Genomic DNA, 17795 nt, shown 5'->3' with positions numbered 1-17795 from the left:
TCCCCAATGACCTTGTATACGTTCGACGGGGCGCTGGGCGCCAGGATCCGCGAGTCCCACCGTTTGGCCGACGCCCTGCCGCCGCCGGCGGTGGAGGTGCGCCACCTGTCCAAGCGCTATGGCGGCGGCGGTCGCGGCGGCATGATCTATGATCTGCTGGCCGGACGCCGATCGAGGCAAGCCGAACCAGCCGGCTTCTGGGCGCTGGACGACCTCAGTTTCACCGTGCCCCAGGGGGGTGTGCTGGGCATTATCGGCCGCAACGGGTCCGGCAAGACGACCCTGATGCGCATCCTGTCGCGCATCACTGCGCCCACGAAGGGGGAGGCCCTGGTGCGCGGCCGCGTGGGCGCCTTGCTGGAGATCGGCTCCGGTTTCCACCCTGAACTGACGGGGCGGGAGAACATCGATTTCAGCGGCGCCATCCTGGGCATGACCGAGAGCGAGGCGCGCGAGGCGGTGGATGCCATTATCGACTTCGCCGAGATCACGGATTTCCTGAACACTCCGGTGAAGCACTATTCCATCGGCATGTACATGCGCCTGGCCTTCGCCGTCTCTTCCCATATCAGCAACGAGGTGCTGTTGCTGGATGAGATCCTGGCGGTGGGCGACGAGCGCTTCCAGGACAAGTGCCGCAGCCGCATCAAGCAACTGTGCGGCGAGGGCCGCACCGTGCTGATCATCAGCCACACCAGCGCCCTGCTGGAGGAGGCGTGCGACAGCCTGCTGGTGCTGGAAAAGGGCCGCAAGGTCTTCCTGGGCGATCCCTACGCCGGCATCGACTTCTACCACCGTGACATCCTGCGCCTGCCACCGGGTGCACGCCTGGGCGCCAACGGCCGCCCCTATCGCGCCGCCATCAATGTCGGCCGCATCCGGGGCTGGCGGCGGGGGTGAGGCGCCGGGCCCGGCGTTGACCCGCGCGCCGGGCATGCCGGGGGATCGCCCAGGCCAACGCCGGAAAGGTTGCCTCTTTGGCCAGATAGTTTTAGAAATTGGCCCCAGTCAGGTAACAATCTTTCAGGATCTGGTTCCGTGCCCCAGCTTCGCTCCCGCACCACCACCCATGGCCGTAACATGGCCGGCGCCCGTGGCCTCTGGCGCGCCACAGGCATGACGGATGCCGATTTCGGCAAGCCCATCGTGGCCATCGCCAATTCCTTCACCCAGTTCGTGCCCGGCCATGTGCACCTGAAGGATCTCGGCCAGCTGGTGGCGGGCGAGGTGGTGGCGGCCGGCGGCGTGGCCAAGGAATTCAACACCATCGCCGTGGATGACGGCATCGCCATGGGCCACGCCGGCATGCTGTACAGCCTGCCCTCGCGCGAGGTCATCGCCGACGCCGTGGAATACATGGTCAACGCGCATTGCGCCGACGCTTTGGTCTGCATCTCCAACTGCGACAAGATCACGCCCGGCATGCTGATGGCGGCCCTGCGCCTCAACATCCCCACTGTGTTCGTCTCCGGCGGGCCCATGGAGGCCGGCAAGGCCCCCGTGCATGGCGAGATCCGCTCCGTCGACCTGATCGACGCCATGGTGGCGGCGGCCGACGACAGTGTCAGCGATGCCGAGGTCCAGGCGCTGGAGCAGAACGCATGCCCCACCTGCGGCTCCTGCTCCGGCATGTTCACCGCCAATTCCATGAACTGCCTGGTGGAGGCCCTGGGCCTGGGCCTGCCCGGCAACGGCACGGTGCTGGCCACCCACGCCGACCGCAAGGCCCTGTTCCTGCGGGCCGGGCGCACGGCGGTGGAGATCGCCAAGCGTTGGTACGAACAGGACGACGCCAGCGTCCTGCCCCGCTCCATCGCCACGTTCGAGGGTTTTGAGAACGCCATCGCCCTGGACATCGCCATGGGCGGGTCTACCAACACCGTGCTGCACCTGCTGGCCGCGGCCTATGAGGGTGGTGTTGATTTCACCATGGCCGACATCGACCGCATGTCGCGTCGGGTGCCCCACCTGTGCAAGGTGGCGCCGTCCTCGGCCACCGTACATATCGAGGACGTGCACCGCGCCGGCGGCATCATGGGCATCCTGGGGGAACTGGACCGCGCCGGCCTGCTGCACCGCGACGTGCCCACCGTGCACGCCCCCACCATCGGGGCGGCCGTGGACCGCTGGGACATCACCCGCGCCAACGATGCCGACATTAGCGAGTTCTACGCCGCTGCCCCCGGCGGCGTGCGCACCACCCAGGCCTTCAGCCAGGCGTCGCGCTACACCAGCCTGGACCGCGACCGCGTGAACGGCATCATCCGCAGCAAGGAGAACGCCTTCAGCCAGGACGGCGGCTTGGCCGTGCTGTACGGCAACCTGGCGGTGGATGGCTGCATCGTGAAGACGGCGGGCGTGGACCCGGCGGCCCTGACCTTCACCGGCAAGGCCCGCGTGTTCGAAAGCCAGGACGACGCCGTTTCCGCCATCCTGGGCAACCGGGTTCAGGCGGGCGACGTGGTGCTGATCCGCTATGAGGGCCCGCGCGGCGGTCCCGGCATGCAGGAGATGCTGTATCCCACCAGCTATCTGAAGTCCAAGGGCCTGGGCAAGGTCTGTGCCCTGGTGACCGATGGCCGCTTCTCCGGCGGCAGCTCCGGCCTGTCCATCGGCCACGTCTCGCCCGAGGCGGCGGAGGGCGGCACCATCGGCCTGGTGGAGGAGGGCGACCGCATCGTCATCGACATCCCCAACCGCAGCATCCACCTGGATGTGGAGGATGCGGAGCTGGAGCGCCGCCGCGACGCCATGAAGGCCAAGGGCGCCAAGGCCTGGAAGCCCGCCACCCGCGACCGCAAGGTCTCCGGCGCGCTCAAGGCCTACGCCCACTTCGCCACCTCCGCCTCGCGCGGCGCGGTGCGGGATACGTCGGGGATTTGATCCGGGCCACGACAGTGACATGAGGTTGATTCCTCATGTCGCTGTCGGCATGGCTGTATCCGCGGGCGGCGTCCTGCGCCTGAAGCCGCTTACCCTTCCGCCTCGCCCCACACCAGGAACAGGCCGACATCGCCGGGGAAGCCGTTGGGGAAGTCCAGGACGCGGGCGATCAGGCTGAAGCCCGCCGGTTGCAGCTCGTGGTGCCAGCGCTGGTAGATCTCGGCCGCCTCGCCGCGCAGGGTGCGGGGCCAGTCCGGCTCCGGGGCGTTGATGGCGCGGGCGCCGTCGCTGCACAGGTCGGCCGGGAAGCGCAGCAGCAGGAATTCCTTCTCGCCCCGGGCGGCCGCGTCATGCGCGCCCTCCAGCAGCTTGTGCCAGGCATGGTCGGCCACATGATGGTCGATCAGTTCCTGCACCTTCTCCTGCCGGCGGGCCAGCGCCTCCTTGCGCTGCTCGGCCAGGTGGCGGGCGGATTCATCATGGAAATTGCCCACCAGGTGGCGGAAGTCGGCGGCGCGGAACAGGGGCTCATGTGCCGGTTCCCGGGCGGGCGCCGGCGCGGGCTGCGGTGCCTTCCGCTCCCACCGCTGGAACAGGCCGGAGCGGTGCGCCGGCTCCGTCTTCTCGGCCGGTTCTGCCGCCAGCACCTTCAGCAGGTCGGCGCGCGACACGATGCCCACCAGCGATCCGTCCAGCACCACCGGCACCCGCTTGATGCCGTGGGTGATCAGCAGCCGGGCGATATCGGTGGTGTCGGTGTTGATGTCGACGGTGATGACCGGGGCGGCCATGACGTCGCGGGCGGTGCGTTCCCGCTTCTGCACCTCCGCCCAATAGGCGGGCAATTGCTCACCCTCCGCCACCAGGGCCAGCCACCAGTCGCGCCGCGCCTCATGGGCGGCACCCGCTTCTTCCCGGTCGATCAGGTCGCCTTCGCTGACCATGCCGATGACGCCGCCGTGGCTGTCCACCACCGGCGCGGCGCTGACACCCCGTTCCAGCAGCAAGGCGGCGATGCGGCTGACCGGCGTGTCTGGCGTCACGGTCAGCACATTTTCGGTCATTACGTCATGGGCGCGCATGGGGCGGCTTTCCTGTCATGATGGGTCCGTGCCGAAAAAGATAACCCAATGAAAGGACGGCCGTCTTTGCGCTGCATCATAGCCAGGGGAGCACTTCCCCCAATGCGCCGGACGCCTGTCCTTTGGTAAGATTCTGCCGCGCGCCGTCCCTGTCAGGGTTGGGCCGTGGCTGTCAGATCCACCGTCACCGCCACGGCCAGGTCCACCGACCGGCCCTTGCTGAACAGGCCATGGCCGCCGACGTCATAGTTGGTGCGCACCAGATCCAGCCGGCCCACGGCGTGGGCCTTGCCGTCGGTGAGGTCCAGGGTGAAGGGCAGGGTCACGTCCTTCTTGATGCCACGGATGGTCAGGGTGCCCACCGCCTCATACTGGTTGCCGCCCAGGGCGCGGAAGGTCGTGGCTTCGAACACCGCGTCGGGAAAGGCGTGGACGTTGAACCAGTCTTCGCCCGGCAGGGCCTCGTCTTTTTCCGCGTCGCCAATGAGGGCGCTGCCCATGGCGATGGTCACCTTGGCGTGTCCGGCGGCCGGGGTGGCGGGGTCGAAGTCGATGGCGGCATCCCAGGTGCCGAAGCGGCCGGTGAATTCCTTGCCGCTCTGGTGACCGATGAAGCCCAGCTGGCTCTGGGCCTTGTCCACGGTCCAGGGGGCGGCGCCCGCCGGGGTGGACATCAGGGGCGACAGCAACAGGGCGGCCAGGGCTGGGATCAGAAAAGACGGGCGCAGGGTCACGGGCGACAACCTCCAGGACATGCCGATTTGGCGGCGGGTATCCGATAATAATCGAGGCGTCGGCGGTGGCGTCTGCGACCTTGCGTAGCATACAGCGTAAGCAAAAACCCCGAACGCGATGGCGTCCGGGGTCCTCTTATCTTGCCGTTTACTGGGTTACGGCTTACTTGGTGGTCGCATTCAGGTCCACGGTGACGCTGACGGCCAGGGCCACCATCTTGCCATCGGACCAGGCGCCCTGGCCCACGCCGTAATCGGTGCGCACCAGGTCCAGTTTGCCCACCGCGTGGGCCTTGCCGCCCGCCACGTCCAGGGTGAAGGGCAGGGTCACGTCCTTCTTGATGCCGCGGATGGTCAGGGTGCCCACCGCCTCATACTGGTTGCCGCCCCCCTTGGCGGAACTGACCGATTTGAAGCTGGTGGCCTCGAACACCGCCTTGGGGAAGGCCTTGGTGCTGAACCAGTCGGCTTCGGGCAGGGATTGGTCCTTCTGCACGTCGCCGGTCTTGGCGCTGGCCATGTCGATGGTGACGGTGGCGTGGCCGGTCGCCGGGTTGGCCGGGTCGAAGTCGATGGTGGCGTCCCAGCGGGTGAACTGGCCGCTGAAGGCGGCACCGCTCTGGCTGCCGGTGAAGCCCAGCTTGCTGCGGGCGGTATCCACGGTCCAGCTGGCCGCGGCGGCCGGACCGGCCGCCAGCAGGGCGCCCAAGGCGGCGGCCCAGGCTGTGGTGGTGAGGAACTTCATGATGGGCATCCTCAGTCTTGGGAAAGGGCGGCCGGGGGACTTAGGCCCGGCGGCCGAAACGGGGAACCATGCGCAGCAGCACGTCATCCTTGACCAGGAAGTGATGGCGCAGCGCCGCCAGGGCGTGGACCACCACCAGGGCCACCAGGATCCAGGCGGCCAACTCATGCGCCTCCGACACCACGTCGTTGATCGGCGCCTTGTTTTCCAGGTCCGCCAGGACGGGCATATGCGGGAAGGGGATCAGGCCGTACAGCACGGTCGGGATGTTGAATTTCGAGGTGGAAACGACGGCCCAGCCGGTCAGCGGCATGCCCAGCAGCAGGGCGTACAGGCCGGCATGACCCAGATGGGCGGCGGCCTTTTCCCACAGCGGCATGTGGGCCGGCAGGGGCGGCGGACGGTGGGCCAGGCGCCAGGCCGCCCGGAACAGGGTCAGGGCCAGGACGGTGATGCCCACCGACTTGTGCAACTGGAACAGCTTGAACTGGTCGGGGGAGCCGGGCGGCAGCGACGTCATCGTCCAGCCCATGATCAACAGGCCCAGGATGGCGAGGACGGTCAGCCAATGGACCAGGATGGCCACGCTGTTGTAACGCGCCGCGACGGTCATGGTCCGGCTCCCCCTTCAGTCAGTTAAACGTCGCCCAGCATAACCTATTACTGGGCATAACCAAATTACTGGGCGCGATCGAACTCGCCGCTGATCAGCAGCTCGACCTCGTCGCTGACGTAGGGCACGTACTTGTCGACGCCGAATTCGGACCGCTTCACCTGCGCCTTGGCGTCGAAGCCGACGACATAGGCCTTGGTCATCGGGTTGGTGCCGCCGCCGTGGAAGCTGGCATCCAGGGTCACCGGCTTGGTCACGCCGTGCAGGGTCAGCTCACCGACGATCTTGCCGGTGGTGGCGCCGGTCACCTCGATCTTGGTGGCCTTGAAGGTGGCGGTGGGGAACTTGGCGGTGTCGAAGAAGTCCGGGCTGTTCAGGTGCTCATCCAGCTTCGGGTTGGCGGTGGACAGGCCCTTCACGTTGATGGTCACGTCCAGCTTGCTCTTGGCCGGGGCCTTGGGGTCGAAGTCCAGCGTACCCTCCAGGTCCGGGAAGGCGCCGTAATAGGTGGAGAAGCCGAAGTGGGTGATGGCGAACACCACCTTGGCGTGGCTCTTGTCCAGGGTGAAGTGGCCGCCCTCGACCTTGGTCAGGTCGGTCGTGGCCTGGGCCAGGGCGGTCGCGGGGGCGGCGGCCAGCAGGGCGGCGGCCAGCATCAGGGCGGGAATGCGCTTCATGGGATGTTCCTTGGGAAAAGCAGGCCGGATGGCCGGGGAAGGGGGACCGGCCATCACCCGTAAGAAGGGCGATGGCCGGCGTTACGGGCTTAATCTAGGTCGCCCCGCCTCCGCCCACAATCAAGGAAGCCTGGAATTCATTGTTCCATTCGTCGCACCAATCCCGCGGTCCTTGCGGCGATTTCACACGCCATGCGGGGTTTTATGGCGCCGCCAAAGGGCGTAGGGTCTGCCTGCCCGCCCGCCTGGGGCGGCCTCCCAGGGCGCGCGATGGCGCCCGTTTTGCCGAAGGATGGCCTGATGAGCGAACGAACCACCGCCTTGAAAGCGGCCCTGGCCCTGGCCGGTGCCCTGACGGCCCTCAGCAGCGGCGCGCAGGCGCACGTCGGCCCCGCGCCAGAGGGCATGGAGAAGTGCTACGGCATCGCCAAGGCGGGCGAGAATTCCTGCGCATCGGCCGCCGGCACCCATGATTGCGGCGCCCTGTCCAAGGTGGACTACGACGGCCAGGAGTTCCTGGACGTGGAGAAGGGCAGCTGCCGCGCCATGGGCGGCAAGCTGAAGCCGTTCAAGGGCATCGGCAAGGCGCCGCGTCCGGTGGCCCCCAAGGCGGATGCGCCCAAGGCTGCCGTACCCCAGGCCGCCCCGCCCAAGACAGCGCGGGACTGAGATGCCCGAGGGCGCCGCCTCCCTGGTCACGCTGCCGCGCCGGGCTGGCGTCGGCCTGCGCCATCCCCACGTGCCGGCCTTCCTGGAAGGGGAACGGCCGGACATCGCCTGGATCGAGGTGCACAGCGAGACGTATCTGGTGGCGGGCGGCCCCCGCCTGGCGGCGCTGGAGGCCATCCGGCGCGACCATGCCCTCTCCTGCCATGGCGTCGGCCTGTCGCTGGGCAGCGCCCGGGGGCTGGACGCCACCCACCTCGCCAACCTGCGGCGCCTGTATGATCGCCTGCAGCCGGAGCAGATCTCCGACCATCTGGCCTGGACCGGCACGGACGGCGCCTATCTCAACGACCTGCTGCCCTTGCCCCTGACGGCGCACACGCTGGATGTCGTGGCGGCCAATGTCGCCCATGCCCAGGACGTGCTGGGCCGCCGGCTGCTGGTGGAGAATCCCTCCCTCTACATGCCCCTGACCCTGCCGCCGGGGGTGGAGGCGATGCCCGAGCCGCAGTTCCTGGCGGAACTGGCGGCGCGCACCGGCTGCGGCCTGTTGCTGGACGTGAACAATGTCGCGGTCTGCGCCCATAATCTCGGTTTCGACGCCGCGCGTTACCTGGCGGATTTCCCCCTGGCGGCGGTGGGGGAAATCCATGTGGCCGGCCACCGGCGCGAAGCCTTCGCCCCCTGGGTGGGGCCGGATGCCCGTGCCGACGGCGTCGTGCTGATCGACGATCACGCCAGCCGGGTGTCCGACGGCGTGTGGGATCTGCTGGCCGGGGTGCTGGCCCGCACAGGTCCCTTGCCTGTGCTGGTGGAATGGGACATGGACCTGCCGCCCCTGGAGGTGCTGCTGGGCGAAGCCGCGCGGGCCCAGTCCCTCCTGGATGCCGTTCAGGCGAAGGTGGCGCATGCTTGAGGCCTTTCAGGCGCAGATGCAGCGGGCCCTGCTGGCCCCCGCCGGGGAGTCCCGTGGAACAGGCGTGGACCTCGCCCCCGGCCCGGTGGCCGAGGCGCGGCTGAAGATCTACCGCGCCAATGTGCAGCAATCCCTGGCGGAGGCGTTGGCCGCCGCCTTTCCCATCACCCTGCGGCTCATGGGCGTGCCCGCCTTTCGCGCGGTGGCGCTGGATTTCGTGCGCGCCCATCCGCCCGCGCGACCGCAACTGGCGGCTTATGGCGGCGATTTTCCGGCGGCGCTGGTGCCCCTGGATGCCGGCGCCGCCGACATGGCCCGCCTGGAATGGGCGGTGATGGAGGCCTATTTCGCCGCCGACGCGTCATCGCTGACGGCGGAACAGTTGGCGGCCTTCCCGCCCGGCGACTATGCCCAGTTGCGCTTCGCCCCCCACCCCGCCGCCCGCTTAGTCTGGCTGGGCCACGACGTGCTGCCGCTGTGGCGCCAGGCGCAGGCGGATGAGGACTTGGAACTGTCGGCGCCTGAGTCCGGGGTGGGCGAGATCCTGGTGTTGCGCCCGGCTGAAGGCATCGTCTGCGTGGCGCTGCCGCCGGGGGCCGCGGCGGCCATCCAGTCCCTGCTGGACGGCGAGACGCTGGAACAGGCGGCGGTGGCCGGCCTGGCGGTGGAGCCGGCGCTGGACCTGCAGGCCATGCTGCACATGCTGCTGGCCCAGGGGGCCCTGGCCGGGGCGAGCCTCTGATCAGCCCCGGCGGCGCGCCAGGGCCAGCCACAGCCCACCGCCCAGGGCGGAGAGCAGGGACCCGCCGAAAACGCCCAGCTTGGCCTCCCCCGCCAGGCCCGCGTCGGGGAAGGCCAGGCCGGCGATGAACAGGCTCATGGTGAAGCCGATGCCGCACAGCATGGCGATGCCATAGAGTCCGCCCCAGGAAACCTGCGCCGGCAGCTTGGCGATGCCCAGGCGCACGGCGGCGACCGTGAAGGCGAAGACGCCCACCTGCTTGCCCAGGAACAGGCCCAGGGCGATGCCCAGCGGCACGGGGTCCAGCAGGCTGGACCAGCCCAGGCCCTGGAAGCTGACACCGGCGTTGGCGAAGCCGAACAGGGGCAGGACCCCGAAATAGACGAGGGGGTGCAGCGCCTCTTCCAGCCGGTGCAGCGGCGACGGCCCGGCGTCCTCCTCTTCCTCGCTGCCCTCGGATGAATCGCCGAGGGGAATGGTCAGCGCCAGTAGCACCCCCGCCATGGTGGCATGGATGCCGGAGCGCAGCACCGCCACCCACAGGACCAGCCCCACCACCAGATAGGGCGCCAGCCGGCGCACCCCCAGGCGGTTCATGCCCACCAGCACGGCCAGCGCCAGGGCGGCTAGGCCCAGGTCGGGCCAGGACAGGCCGCCGCTGTAGAACAGGGCGATGATCACGATGGCGGCCAGATCGTCGAAAATGGCCAGGGAGGACAGGAACAGGAAGGCAGGGCGCGGCATCCCTCGGCCAAAGGCCGACAGGGCCGCCAGGGCGAAGGCGATGTCGGTGGCCGCCGGCGTGGCCCAGCCGGCCAGCGCGTCGGCGTGGCCCCAGTTCAGGGCGACGTAGATCAGCACCGGGGCCAGCACGCCGCCCAGGGCCGCGATGCCGGGCAGGGCGATTTGCGACGGGCTGGACAGGTCGCCGCCCACCATCTCGCGCTTGATCTCCAATCCCACCAGCAGGAAGAACAGCGCCATCAGCAGGTCGTTCACCCACTGCTCCACCGACAGGGTGGCGGGCCCGACGCCTAGCGGCGCGTGCAGCGCGTGGAAATAGGTGGGCGCCAGATTGGAGTTGGCCACCGCCAACCCCGCGACCGAAAGGACCAGCAGCAGAATCTCGCCCCAGTTGTCCAGGGCCAGGAAGCGTTCCACGCGATTATGGAGTCGGCGGACCAGTGACTTGATCATTGGTCCCCTCTCGGCGGCAGCATCAGCATCGGGCGGAGACTATCACGCCTCCGCCGATGCGCAACCCAACGGGTATCCCAAGCCGGAGGGGCTATACCACGGTTTGCTCAGTGATGCCGCGCGCTCATCACGGCGAAGCGCCAGGATTTGAAGGCGCAGTCCACGTCGCGCAATCCGGCCTCCGCCATCCACATCAAATGTTCCCCCAGGGTGGCGCAATGGTCCTGGCGCAGGCGGTCGCGGGCACGCGACAGCTCCACCGCCGGCACGCCCAGGTCGGCGGCCTCCGTCTGCCACAGCCGGTCGTACTGGCTTTCCACCTCGGCCGTCGGGCCCAGCACCTGCTCGGCGCTGATGAACAGGCCGCCGGGGGCCAGCACCTGGTTGATGCGGCCGTACAGGTCGCGCTTGGCGCCATGGGCCAGATGGTGGATGGCGAGGGAGGTGACGACCAGGTCCCACGGACCGGCCAGGTCGGCCTGGTCCAACTCGGCCAGGGCGAAGCTGACGCGGGCGTCGCCGGCGAAGCGGCGGCGGCTTTGTTCCAGCGCCTGGGGCGTCTCCTCCACCAGGTGCAAATGGGCGTGGGGCAGGCGGGCGCGCACCAGCGAGGCGAACAGTCCGCCGCCGGCGCCCAGATCCAGGACGCGCGGTCGGGTGGGGGCGGCCCAGTCGTCGATCAGGGTCAGCGCCGCGCCGTAAAAGGCGTCGAAACAGGGGATCAGGTTCCGCTGCAGCGCATCATTACGCCCGGTTTCCAATAGGCTTGCACGGGCTGACACGGGTGCCGCCATCCTGCCGTCCTCCTGCTGTTGATGCGCCGCCAGGGCGCGGATAAACCCAACCTGCGTCTTTTGTTTCCTTGGTCTCGATGAGGCCTGTCATGAAAGCGTAGCGCATTTTACGATCCCCACCATAGGCCATCATTCGTTAATGAAAGGTTCGCCGGGCGTCGGTTTGCGCCGCAACATTCCACTTTGGGGAAAAGGGTGGGAAACCAGGGGTTTGAGATATCGAGAAAACGCGATATACCGAACCCCTTCCGTTGCCAACCAGCGCAGGCAGACCCATGGATACCGTCACCCCGTCCTCCGGCCCCGCTTCGGCCACCGCTTCCGGCCCGACTCCGGCAACCCCTCCGGCAACCGGGGCAACGGCCCAGTCGGTGAACCCGGCCGTGGCCCCCTTGTTCCAGCCCTTCACCTTTGGCCGGCACGTCCTGGCCAATCGCCTGGTGATGGCGCCGATGACCCGGAACAAGTCGCCGGGCGGCGTGCCCACGGATGAGGTCGTGGCCTATTACCGCCGTCGCGTGCGGGGCGGCGTGGGCCTGCTGATCACCGAGGGCACGACCATCAACCACCCCGCCGCCAACGGCTATCCCCAGGTGCCGGCCTTCCATGGCGAGGCCGCGCTGGCCGGATGGAAGCGGGTGGTGGAGGCCGTGCATGCCGAGGGCGGGCGCATCATCCCGCAACTGTGGCACGTGGGCATCGCCCGCCGCCCGGGCGTGGAGCCGGACCCCAGCGTCCCGGGCTACGGCCCCTCCGCCATCGTCACCGATGGGGTCGAGGTGGTGCGGGCCATGACCCAGGCCGACATCCACGCCGTGGTCGCCGCGTTCGCCCAGGCCGCCGCGGATGCGGAGCGTATCGGCTTCGACGGGGCGGAGTTGCACGGCGCCCACGGCTACGTCATCGACGACTTCCTGTGGGAACAGACCAACCAGCGCACCGATGCCTATGGCGGCAGCCTGGAGAACCGTACGCGCTTCGCGGTGGAGATCGTGCGGGCCGTGCGCGCCGCCGTCAGCGCGGGCTTCCCCATAGTCTTCCGCTTCTCGCAATGGAAGGGCGTCGACTACAACGCCCGGATCGCCCAGACGCCGGATGAGCTGGGCCGCATTTTGAAGCCCCTGGCCGAGGCCGGCGTGGACGTCTTCCACGTCAGCACCCGGCGCTATTGGGAACCCGCCTTTGACGGGTCCCCCGACACCCTGGCCGCCTGGACCAAGCGCCTGACGGGCAAGCCCGTCATCGCCGTGGGCAGCGTGGGCCTGGACGGCGCTTTCAAGGTCGGCATGTTCGCCAACCGCGACGCCTTCGAGGTCAAGCCCACCGACGTGGACCAGGCGGCCCAGGCCCTGGCGCGGGGGGATTTCGACCTGCTGGGCGTGGGCCGGGTCTTGCTCAGTGACCCCGATTGGGCCATCAAGGTCCGTGAGGGCCGCGTGGACGAGGTGATCCCCTTCGATCGCGGGTCGCTGGACCGGCTGGTGGTGTGATTGTTGGACCGGGGAGGGCGCCGCCGCCTTCCCCGGTTTCATAGGGTGTGGATGTCGACGCGATGGATGTGGAAGCGATCCTGAAGGCCCTGGCCAACCCGGTCCGGCGCGACATCCTGCTGTGGCTGAAGGACCCCACCACCCACTTCGCCCCCCAGCCCGAGGGCTATCCCCTGGAAAAGGGCGTATGCGTCACCCGCATCCTGGAAAAGACGGACCTGTCGCAGTCCACCGTCTCCACCTACCTGGCCATGCTGCAACGCGCCGGCCTGCTGACCTCCCACCGCGTGGGGCAGTGGACCTTCTATCGGCGCGACGAGGCGCTGATCAACGAGTTCATGAGCACGTTCGGCAAGCAGTTGTGCCAGATGCTGAAGCGGGGCGATTACGAGGGTAGTCGGGACTGACGCCGCCGGGCGGCCCACCTCAGCGGTGCAACCAGAACCGGTCCAGCAGATAAAGCGCCCCTGCCCAGGCCAGCACCATGGCCAGGGCGTGATGCTTGACGTGGGCCGGGAACTTCCGTGCCGACAGCAGTATCAGCACCGGCACGCCGGCGATCCCCAGCGGCATCAGCAGCCACACCATGCCCGGCGCCGCGCCACCCTGCGCGCCGTCGTTGGCCGCCACCACCGTCAGGAACAAGGCGGGGAAGATGGCCATGCACCCGCCCACGATCAGCAGGAAGCCCAGCACCCACAGGGCGACTTTGCAGAATGTGTCGAGGCGGGTCATAGGGTGAGCCGGGAGGTTGAGCAGGACCTGCCCTCTATGGCACTGAGATCGGCCCAAGGGAAGGGGTGGCTATCGCCTGAGCCGGGAAGGGCCTTCGCGGCGCAACAGGCTGCGGCGGTAGCATAGGGCGCCGACGGTAGCCATCGTGCAGGCCAGGGCGAACAGGATGGCTGGAGCCAAGATCGAATCAGGGCGCGTGTCTTCGCTCTGTAACAGGGTGATGCTGGCCAGAAGCGGCGCCATGATGAACATAAACCGCATCACGATCACTGCACCGGGCCGAAAGCGGGTGAGATCGGAAGCCCACCAGGCGCAGGGTATCATCAGCGCCCAATACAATGGGTTGCCGCGGGTTTGGGGCAGCGGGCCGGTGAACAGGACATTCAGCCAGGACAAGAGCGCCGCCACCATGGACAGGACGGCGGCGATGGCGGCGGCATTGGATAGGCGGTCCTTCCGCAGGCGTTGCCAATGATCCAGGGCGGTGTCGCCAGGGCCACCGCCCTTCGAGTTGTGCTTCGCAGCGCTGCGGCGACGCATCGACAGCGGCCCTCTTCCCGGTCGGTCAGCAAAAACTACAGCAGCAGAAATAGGCCGGGCTGGAGATTCGACAATAACCCCGTCCGAGTGTCGCGGTTAAGCCCGCTCCACCGCTACCTCCCGCATCCCCGCCGACAGCGTCACCGTCACCCAGGCCGCCTCGGCGGCCACCTCGACAGCGCCGCCCCCCGTCACCCGGTAGCGCCCCTTGGGCAGGCCGCGCAGGCGCAGGGTGGGGGGCTGGCGTTGCGCCTCGCCGTCTAGGGTCAGGCGCAGGCGGGCGTCGGTGGGGTGCCAGGCGATGCTGTCGCTGGGGGCGAAGCGGGCGCCCCGCACCTCCAGGTCCAGGCGCTGGCGGGTCAGGCGGGCGTGTTGCAGCCGGGCGTGCAGGCGGCGGCGCACGCCGTCGCGAGGGGTGATGGTCAGCCAGCCGTTGGCCTCCGCCAGCGTGCCACCGAAGCAGAAGCGGCCGAACACCGGGTCGTCACTGACCAGGGTGGCGGCCATGCGCAGGGCGCCGCAAAAGCCCAGGTCGCTTTCGCTGGAATAATACCAGCTGCCCCGGTGGTGGGGCTGGCCCAGCCAGGTGGTGCCGTGGGACGCGGGCTCGAACCCGCCGCCGGAGGCGCCGTCGTTGGCTTGGCCCGGATACCAATAGCCATAACCGCTTTCCGCCGTGCCGCTGTTGACCAGGGCCCAGGCGCTCATGAATGAGGTCCAGGCCAGGCGCAACTGGGCCGACGCTGCGCCGGCGTCCTCGGTGTCGTTCAGGGCGGTGTCGTTCAGGGCGTGGTCGGCCAGGGCCCAGCCGCCCATCTGCGCCATATAGGTCAGGGTGAAGGCGTCGCCGCCGGCGGCGCGGTAGTCGCTGCCCAGGTAATAATAGGCGGGCTCGATGACGCCGCGGCAGAACAGGTTGGCGGCGATCTGGGCGTCGGCGAAGCGACGGGCGGCGGCGGGGGTGACGGGGAAGCCCGGCTGGCCGGCATGGTCCAGGGCATAGCGCGCCAGGGCCTGGGTGGATTCAAAGCCGGTGGAATCGAAGGGGTATTCCGATCCGAACAGGTCGGGCTTGCCATTGATGAAGAAGGCGACCTTGCGCACCCAATGGCCGCGCAGCTCCGCCGCCTGGGCGGTCCGCCCGGCGGCGTCCAGCGCCTCGATCAACTCGGGGATCACCACCTCATTGTAAAAGCCGGTCTCATACGCGCTCCACTGCGCGATCTTCATAGGGATGGTGAATAGGGCGCGGGTGGTGCCGTAGGCCCGCTCCAGATAGGTCGCGGCATCCAACCGGGTGGTGACGCCGGGGTGGCGGGTGGCGACGCGGTAGAGGCCCAGATACATCGTGATGATGTGCGGGTAGTCATAGGGCCGCCAGTAATGCTTGCGCCCCTTGGGGCCGGGGTCGGCGCTCTCCCGGTTCTTCTTCCAGTCGGGAATGCCATAGAGGGCGTAGCTGTCGTCCTCTTCCGTCGTGCGCTGCAGCCCACCCCAGACGAAGTGCTGCACATAATCGTCCAGGGCCGTCACCTCCGCCTGCACCGGATGCTCGGCGTTCTTGCTGGCGAGATAGGCGGGCTTGGATAACCCCGGGTCGTCGCAGGTGACCTCATAGATGCGCCAGCCGGTGATGCGGTCGTAATTGTCGGGGCCCAGCAGGGTCTGGGTCTCCATGTTCCATTCGGCCAGCAGGCCATTGTACCACTTGGCCGGGTCGCGGTGCTGGTGGGCGGCGATGAAGGCGGCACGCTTGTTGATCAGGGTTTCCACCGGCTCGGTGGCGAAGAACTCCAGGTGGGTGGCGCGCCCGTTCCCGTGGCGAATGGTGAGCCGATTCTCCCCCAGGCGGCGGAAGCGCAGTTCATAGACGCGGCGGCCGTTGCGGGTGCCCAGGTCCAGGATGGTAGTCTGATCGGGATATTCCGCCTCGATGGCGTCGATGCTGTCCAGGGTGCGCAACGCGATGCGGCCGGGCAGGTCGGTGGGCAGGGTCATGCCCTGCGCCACCTCCACATCCATCCCGCCCTGGGTCACCAGCGTATCGCGCACGCCGGCGTAGCTGTCGGCCCAGGTGAAGCGGGCGCCGAAGCGGCGGGCCTCCCCCGGCGCCAAGGTCAGGCTGGTCAGTGGCTGGCGCCAGCGGCCCCCCGCCGCCCGCATCGCCTCCCCGGTGGCGGCGGCGTGGATGAAGACGCGGTAGGGGCGATAGCCGGTGATGGGGCTGTCGGAATCCTGCCGGGCGCCGGCGCGCGGCTCCCAATACTCGAAATGCGTCTCCCGCTCGGGCGTCATGACCAGATAGGGGCCGACGCTGTTGGACCGCATCCAGAACAGGAAGGAGCCGTGGCCGGAGATGAAGCTGTGCTTCAGCACCGCGGCCGTGGCCTGCTGCTTGGCCTTGAACTCGGTATGGAGGGGCAGGGGCAGGGCCAGGTCGCCGATCTCCAGCGGCCCGCCCGCGCGGTTGGTGAGGGTGACTTGCCAGGCCAGTTGGCCGTCCTCAAGCCCCAAGCGCAGGGCCAGGCCCAGCGCCGGTCCGGCCTCATCGGCGATGTCGTAGACCACCCGGTGGTTCTGGGGGCCGGCCTGGTCGGGATGGGCGGGCGTCAGGTCCGCCGTGTCGACAGTGCGCCAGGGGGCGGCGGCGTCGCGGCGATAGGCCAGGGTGACGGCGCCCAGGGTTTGGCCGGGCTGCAGATAGTCGGTGTCGAAGGCATCCCCGGCAGCGCGCAGACTGGTGAGGCCAGGGCCTTTGAACGTCAGGGCGAAGGCGTGTGCGCGGGCCGGGGTGGTGGCCTTGGCGGCCCGTGCCGGTCCGGCCAGCAAGCTTCCCGCCGTCAACCCGCCTGCTGCCACCCCGCCCGCTGCCAGCATGACATCGCGGCGGCGCGGCCCGGATGCCGTCACCCGCTTGTCCCCGTCCTTCGTCAACCCCATGACCCTCACCCCTTCCGCCAGTCCCCCGGCCCTCTTGCTGGGGCCGATGATTGGATACAATATACAGAACGGGTGGGGTGGTGGAAGGGGTTATGGGGCGGCGTCTTCCAGCGCCGGGCCCCACTCATACCGGCGGGCCAGCGCCATGAATTCCCGCAGGGCGGGGGAGTGGCGACGGCCGGCCACGCTGGTCAGGCTGATGGTGCGGGAGATTTCCGGCTCGATCAGGGGGCGGGTGGCGATGCCGGGCAGCATGGGCAGGAACTCCGGCATGACGGCGCAGCCCAAGCCCGCCAGGATCATGGCCTGGATCCAATCCTCCCGCTCGCTTTCATAGCAGACGCGGGTGTCGGCGGGGTCGGGGATGCCCAGGGTGTCGAAATGCTGGGGGTATTCGCAATTCACCCGGTTCAGGTAGTCCTCCTGATCCAGTTCCTTCAGCGGCACCACGGCCATGGCCTCGAACCGGTGGCCGGGGGCGAAGGCGACGGTGTAGCGCTCGCGGTACAGCGGCCGGGCCTCCACCCGCTCCGGCAGGTTGGGAATGCCCAGCAGGGCGCAGTCCACCTCCCCCTCCATCAGCTTGGCCAGGACCTCGCGCCCCGGCGCGTCGCGCAGCTCCACCTCCACCGAGGGCAGGGCGGCGCGGAAGCGTTTCAGGAAACCCACCAGGCGGGTGGGGCCGATGGTGCACATGACCCCCAGGCGCACGCGGCCGCGTTCCAGCTTGCCAAAGCTGCGCGCCTCCAGCTTCGCGGACTCGCTGGCGTGGAACACGGCCTCAAGGTGCGGGCGCATCAGGCGGCCCAGATCGGACAGGTGGGTCAGGGTGCGTTCGCGCACGAACAGCGGCCCGCCCAACTCCTCCTCCAGTTTCTGGATGGCCTTGGTCAGCGATGGTTGGGCCACGCCGCAGGCCTCCGCCGCCTTGGTGAAGTTCAGGGTTTCGCACAGCGCCACGAAGTAGCGCACCTGGTTCATTTCCATGAGGGGGTCCCTGAGAGCGGCATTTCCCTGGAGGCGGCGTCCAACCTTGTTGAA

Annotated in this window: 18 protein-coding genes; 7 read left to right on the top strand and 11 right to left on the bottom strand. The window is 68.6% G+C overall.

The window, feature by feature from the left end:
• The first annotated feature begins 6 nt into the window (after positions 1–6).
• Positions 7–900 carry an ABC transporter ATP-binding protein gene (locus FBZ90_RS09745; protein ID WP_211101970.1) on the top strand — a complete coding sequence of 298 codons (894 nt, stop codon included), beginning with the start codon at positions 7–9 and terminating at the stop codon, positions 898–900.
• 138 nt (positions 901–1038) lie between these two features.
• Positions 1039–2883, top strand: coding sequence for a dihydroxy-acid dehydratase (ilvD, locus tag FBZ90_RS09740; RefSeq protein ID WP_145731526.1), 1845 nt, complete (start codon positions 1039–1041; stop codon positions 2881–2883).
• Positions 2884–2972: 89 nt separating this feature from the next.
• Here the strand turns inward: ilvD and FBZ90_RS09735 are convergent, their stop codons facing one another.
• The 5 genes from FBZ90_RS09735 to FBZ90_RS09715 form a co-directional block, all read right to left on the bottom strand.
• Complete coding sequence (locus tag FBZ90_RS09735) at positions 2973–3965, bottom strand: CBS domain-containing protein (RefSeq protein WP_145731524.1); 993 nt, start codon at positions 3963–3965, stop codon at positions 2973–2975.
• 152 nt (positions 3966–4117) lie between these two features.
• Positions 4118–4699 (bottom strand): YceI family protein, encoded by a 582-nt coding sequence (locus FBZ90_RS09730; protein ID WP_246130252.1) that lies wholly within the window; start codon positions 4697–4699, stop codon positions 4118–4120.
• Between the two features lie 163 nt (positions 4700–4862).
• Positions 4863–5444, bottom strand: coding sequence for a YceI family protein (locus FBZ90_RS09725; RefSeq protein ID WP_145731520.1), 582 nt, complete (start codon positions 5442–5444; stop codon positions 4863–4865).
• Positions 5445–5484: 40 nt separating this feature from the next.
• Complete coding sequence (locus FBZ90_RS09720; RefSeq protein WP_145731518.1) at positions 5485–6057, bottom strand: cytochrome b; 573 nt, start codon at positions 6055–6057, stop codon at positions 5485–5487.
• Positions 6058–6122: 65 nt separating this feature from the next.
• Entirely contained in the window at positions 6123–6734 is a 612-nt protein-coding gene (locus tag FBZ90_RS09715; protein ID WP_145731516.1) for a YceI family protein, read from the bottom strand.
• 300 nt (positions 6735–7034) lie between these two features.
• Between FBZ90_RS09715 and FBZ90_RS09710 the strand changes: the two genes are divergently transcribed.
• Genes FBZ90_RS09710 through FBZ90_RS09700 form a run of 3 tightly spaced genes read left to right on the top strand, consistent with a single transcriptional unit; the run spans position 7035 to position 9058 of the window.
• Entirely contained in the window at positions 7035–7403 is a 369-nt protein-coding gene (locus FBZ90_RS09710) for a BufA1 family periplasmic bufferin-type metallophore (RefSeq protein ID WP_145731512.1), read from the top strand.
• A 1-nt stretch (position 7404) separates the two neighbouring features.
• Positions 7405–8316 carry an MNIO family bufferin maturase gene (bufB, locus tag FBZ90_RS09705; RefSeq protein ID WP_145731510.1) on the top strand — a complete coding sequence of 304 codons (912 nt, stop codon included), beginning with the start codon at positions 7405–7407 and terminating at the stop codon, positions 8314–8316.
• Entirely contained in the window at positions 8309–9058 is a 750-nt protein-coding gene (locus tag FBZ90_RS09700; protein WP_186455703.1) for an HvfC/BufC N-terminal domain-containing protein, read from the top strand. Before bufB ends, FBZ90_RS09700 begins: the two co-directional genes overlap by 8 nt.
• On the opposite strand, the gene nhaA is transcribed toward FBZ90_RS09700, so the two are convergent.
• Both nhaA and FBZ90_RS09690 read right to left on the bottom strand, forming a co-directional pair.
• Entirely contained in the window at positions 9059–10255 is a 1197-nt protein-coding gene (nhaA, locus tag FBZ90_RS09695; RefSeq protein WP_145731505.1) for a Na+/H+ antiporter NhaA, read from the bottom strand.
• 107 nt (positions 10256–10362) lie between these two features.
• A complete protein-coding gene (locus tag FBZ90_RS09690) occupies positions 10363–11037 on the bottom strand; it encodes a class I SAM-dependent methyltransferase (protein ID WP_211101969.1) in 675 nt (224 codons plus the stop codon).
• 395 nt (positions 11038–11432) lie between these two features.
• On the opposite strand from FBZ90_RS09690, the gene FBZ90_RS09685 reads away from it, so the two are divergent.
• A complete protein-coding gene (locus tag FBZ90_RS09685) occupies positions 11433–12539 on the top strand; it encodes an NADH:flavin oxidoreductase (protein WP_246130251.1) in 1107 nt (368 codons plus the stop codon).
• A 62-nt stretch (positions 12540–12601) separates the two neighbouring features.
• Positions 12602–12946 carry an ArsR/SmtB family transcription factor gene (locus FBZ90_RS09680; RefSeq protein WP_145731498.1) on the top strand — a complete coding sequence of 115 codons (345 nt, stop codon included), beginning with the start codon at positions 12602–12604 and terminating at the stop codon, positions 12944–12946.
• Between the two features lie 19 nt (positions 12947–12965).
• On the opposite strand, the gene FBZ90_RS09675 is transcribed toward FBZ90_RS09680, so the two are convergent.
• The 4 genes from FBZ90_RS09675 to FBZ90_RS09660 all read right to left on the bottom strand — a co-directional run bounded on the left by FBZ90_RS09675 (position 12966) and on the right by FBZ90_RS09660 (position 17741).
• Positions 12966–13274 carry a hypothetical protein gene (locus tag FBZ90_RS09675; RefSeq protein WP_145731496.1) on the bottom strand — a complete coding sequence of 103 codons (309 nt, stop codon included), beginning with the start codon at positions 13272–13274 and terminating at the stop codon, positions 12966–12968.
• A 69-nt stretch (positions 13275–13343) separates the two neighbouring features.
• The gene (locus tag FBZ90_RS09670) at positions 13344–13814 is read right to left on the bottom strand and encodes a hypothetical protein (protein ID WP_145731494.1); all 471 of its coding nucleotides are present in this window, start codon (positions 13812–13814) and stop codon (positions 13344–13346) included.
• A gap of 96 nt (positions 13815–13910) precedes the next feature.
• Positions 13911–16754 (bottom strand): DUF5695 domain-containing protein, encoded by a 2844-nt coding sequence (locus tag FBZ90_RS28645; protein ID WP_186455702.1) that lies wholly within the window; start codon positions 16752–16754, stop codon positions 13911–13913.
• Positions 16755–16844: 90 nt separating this feature from the next.
• Positions 16845–17741 carry a LysR family transcriptional regulator gene (locus FBZ90_RS09660; protein ID WP_186455701.1) on the bottom strand — a complete coding sequence of 299 codons (897 nt, stop codon included), beginning with the start codon at positions 17739–17741 and terminating at the stop codon, positions 16845–16847.
• Positions 17742–17795 lie beyond the last annotated feature (54 nt).

It is taken from the genome of Nitrospirillum pindoramense (genome assembly GCF_007827955.1).
Lineage (GTDB): Bacteria > Pseudomonadota > Alphaproteobacteria > Azospirillales > Azospirillaceae > Nitrospirillum > Nitrospirillum amazonense_B.
This window is presented reverse-complemented; position numbering and strand designations above follow the sequence as displayed.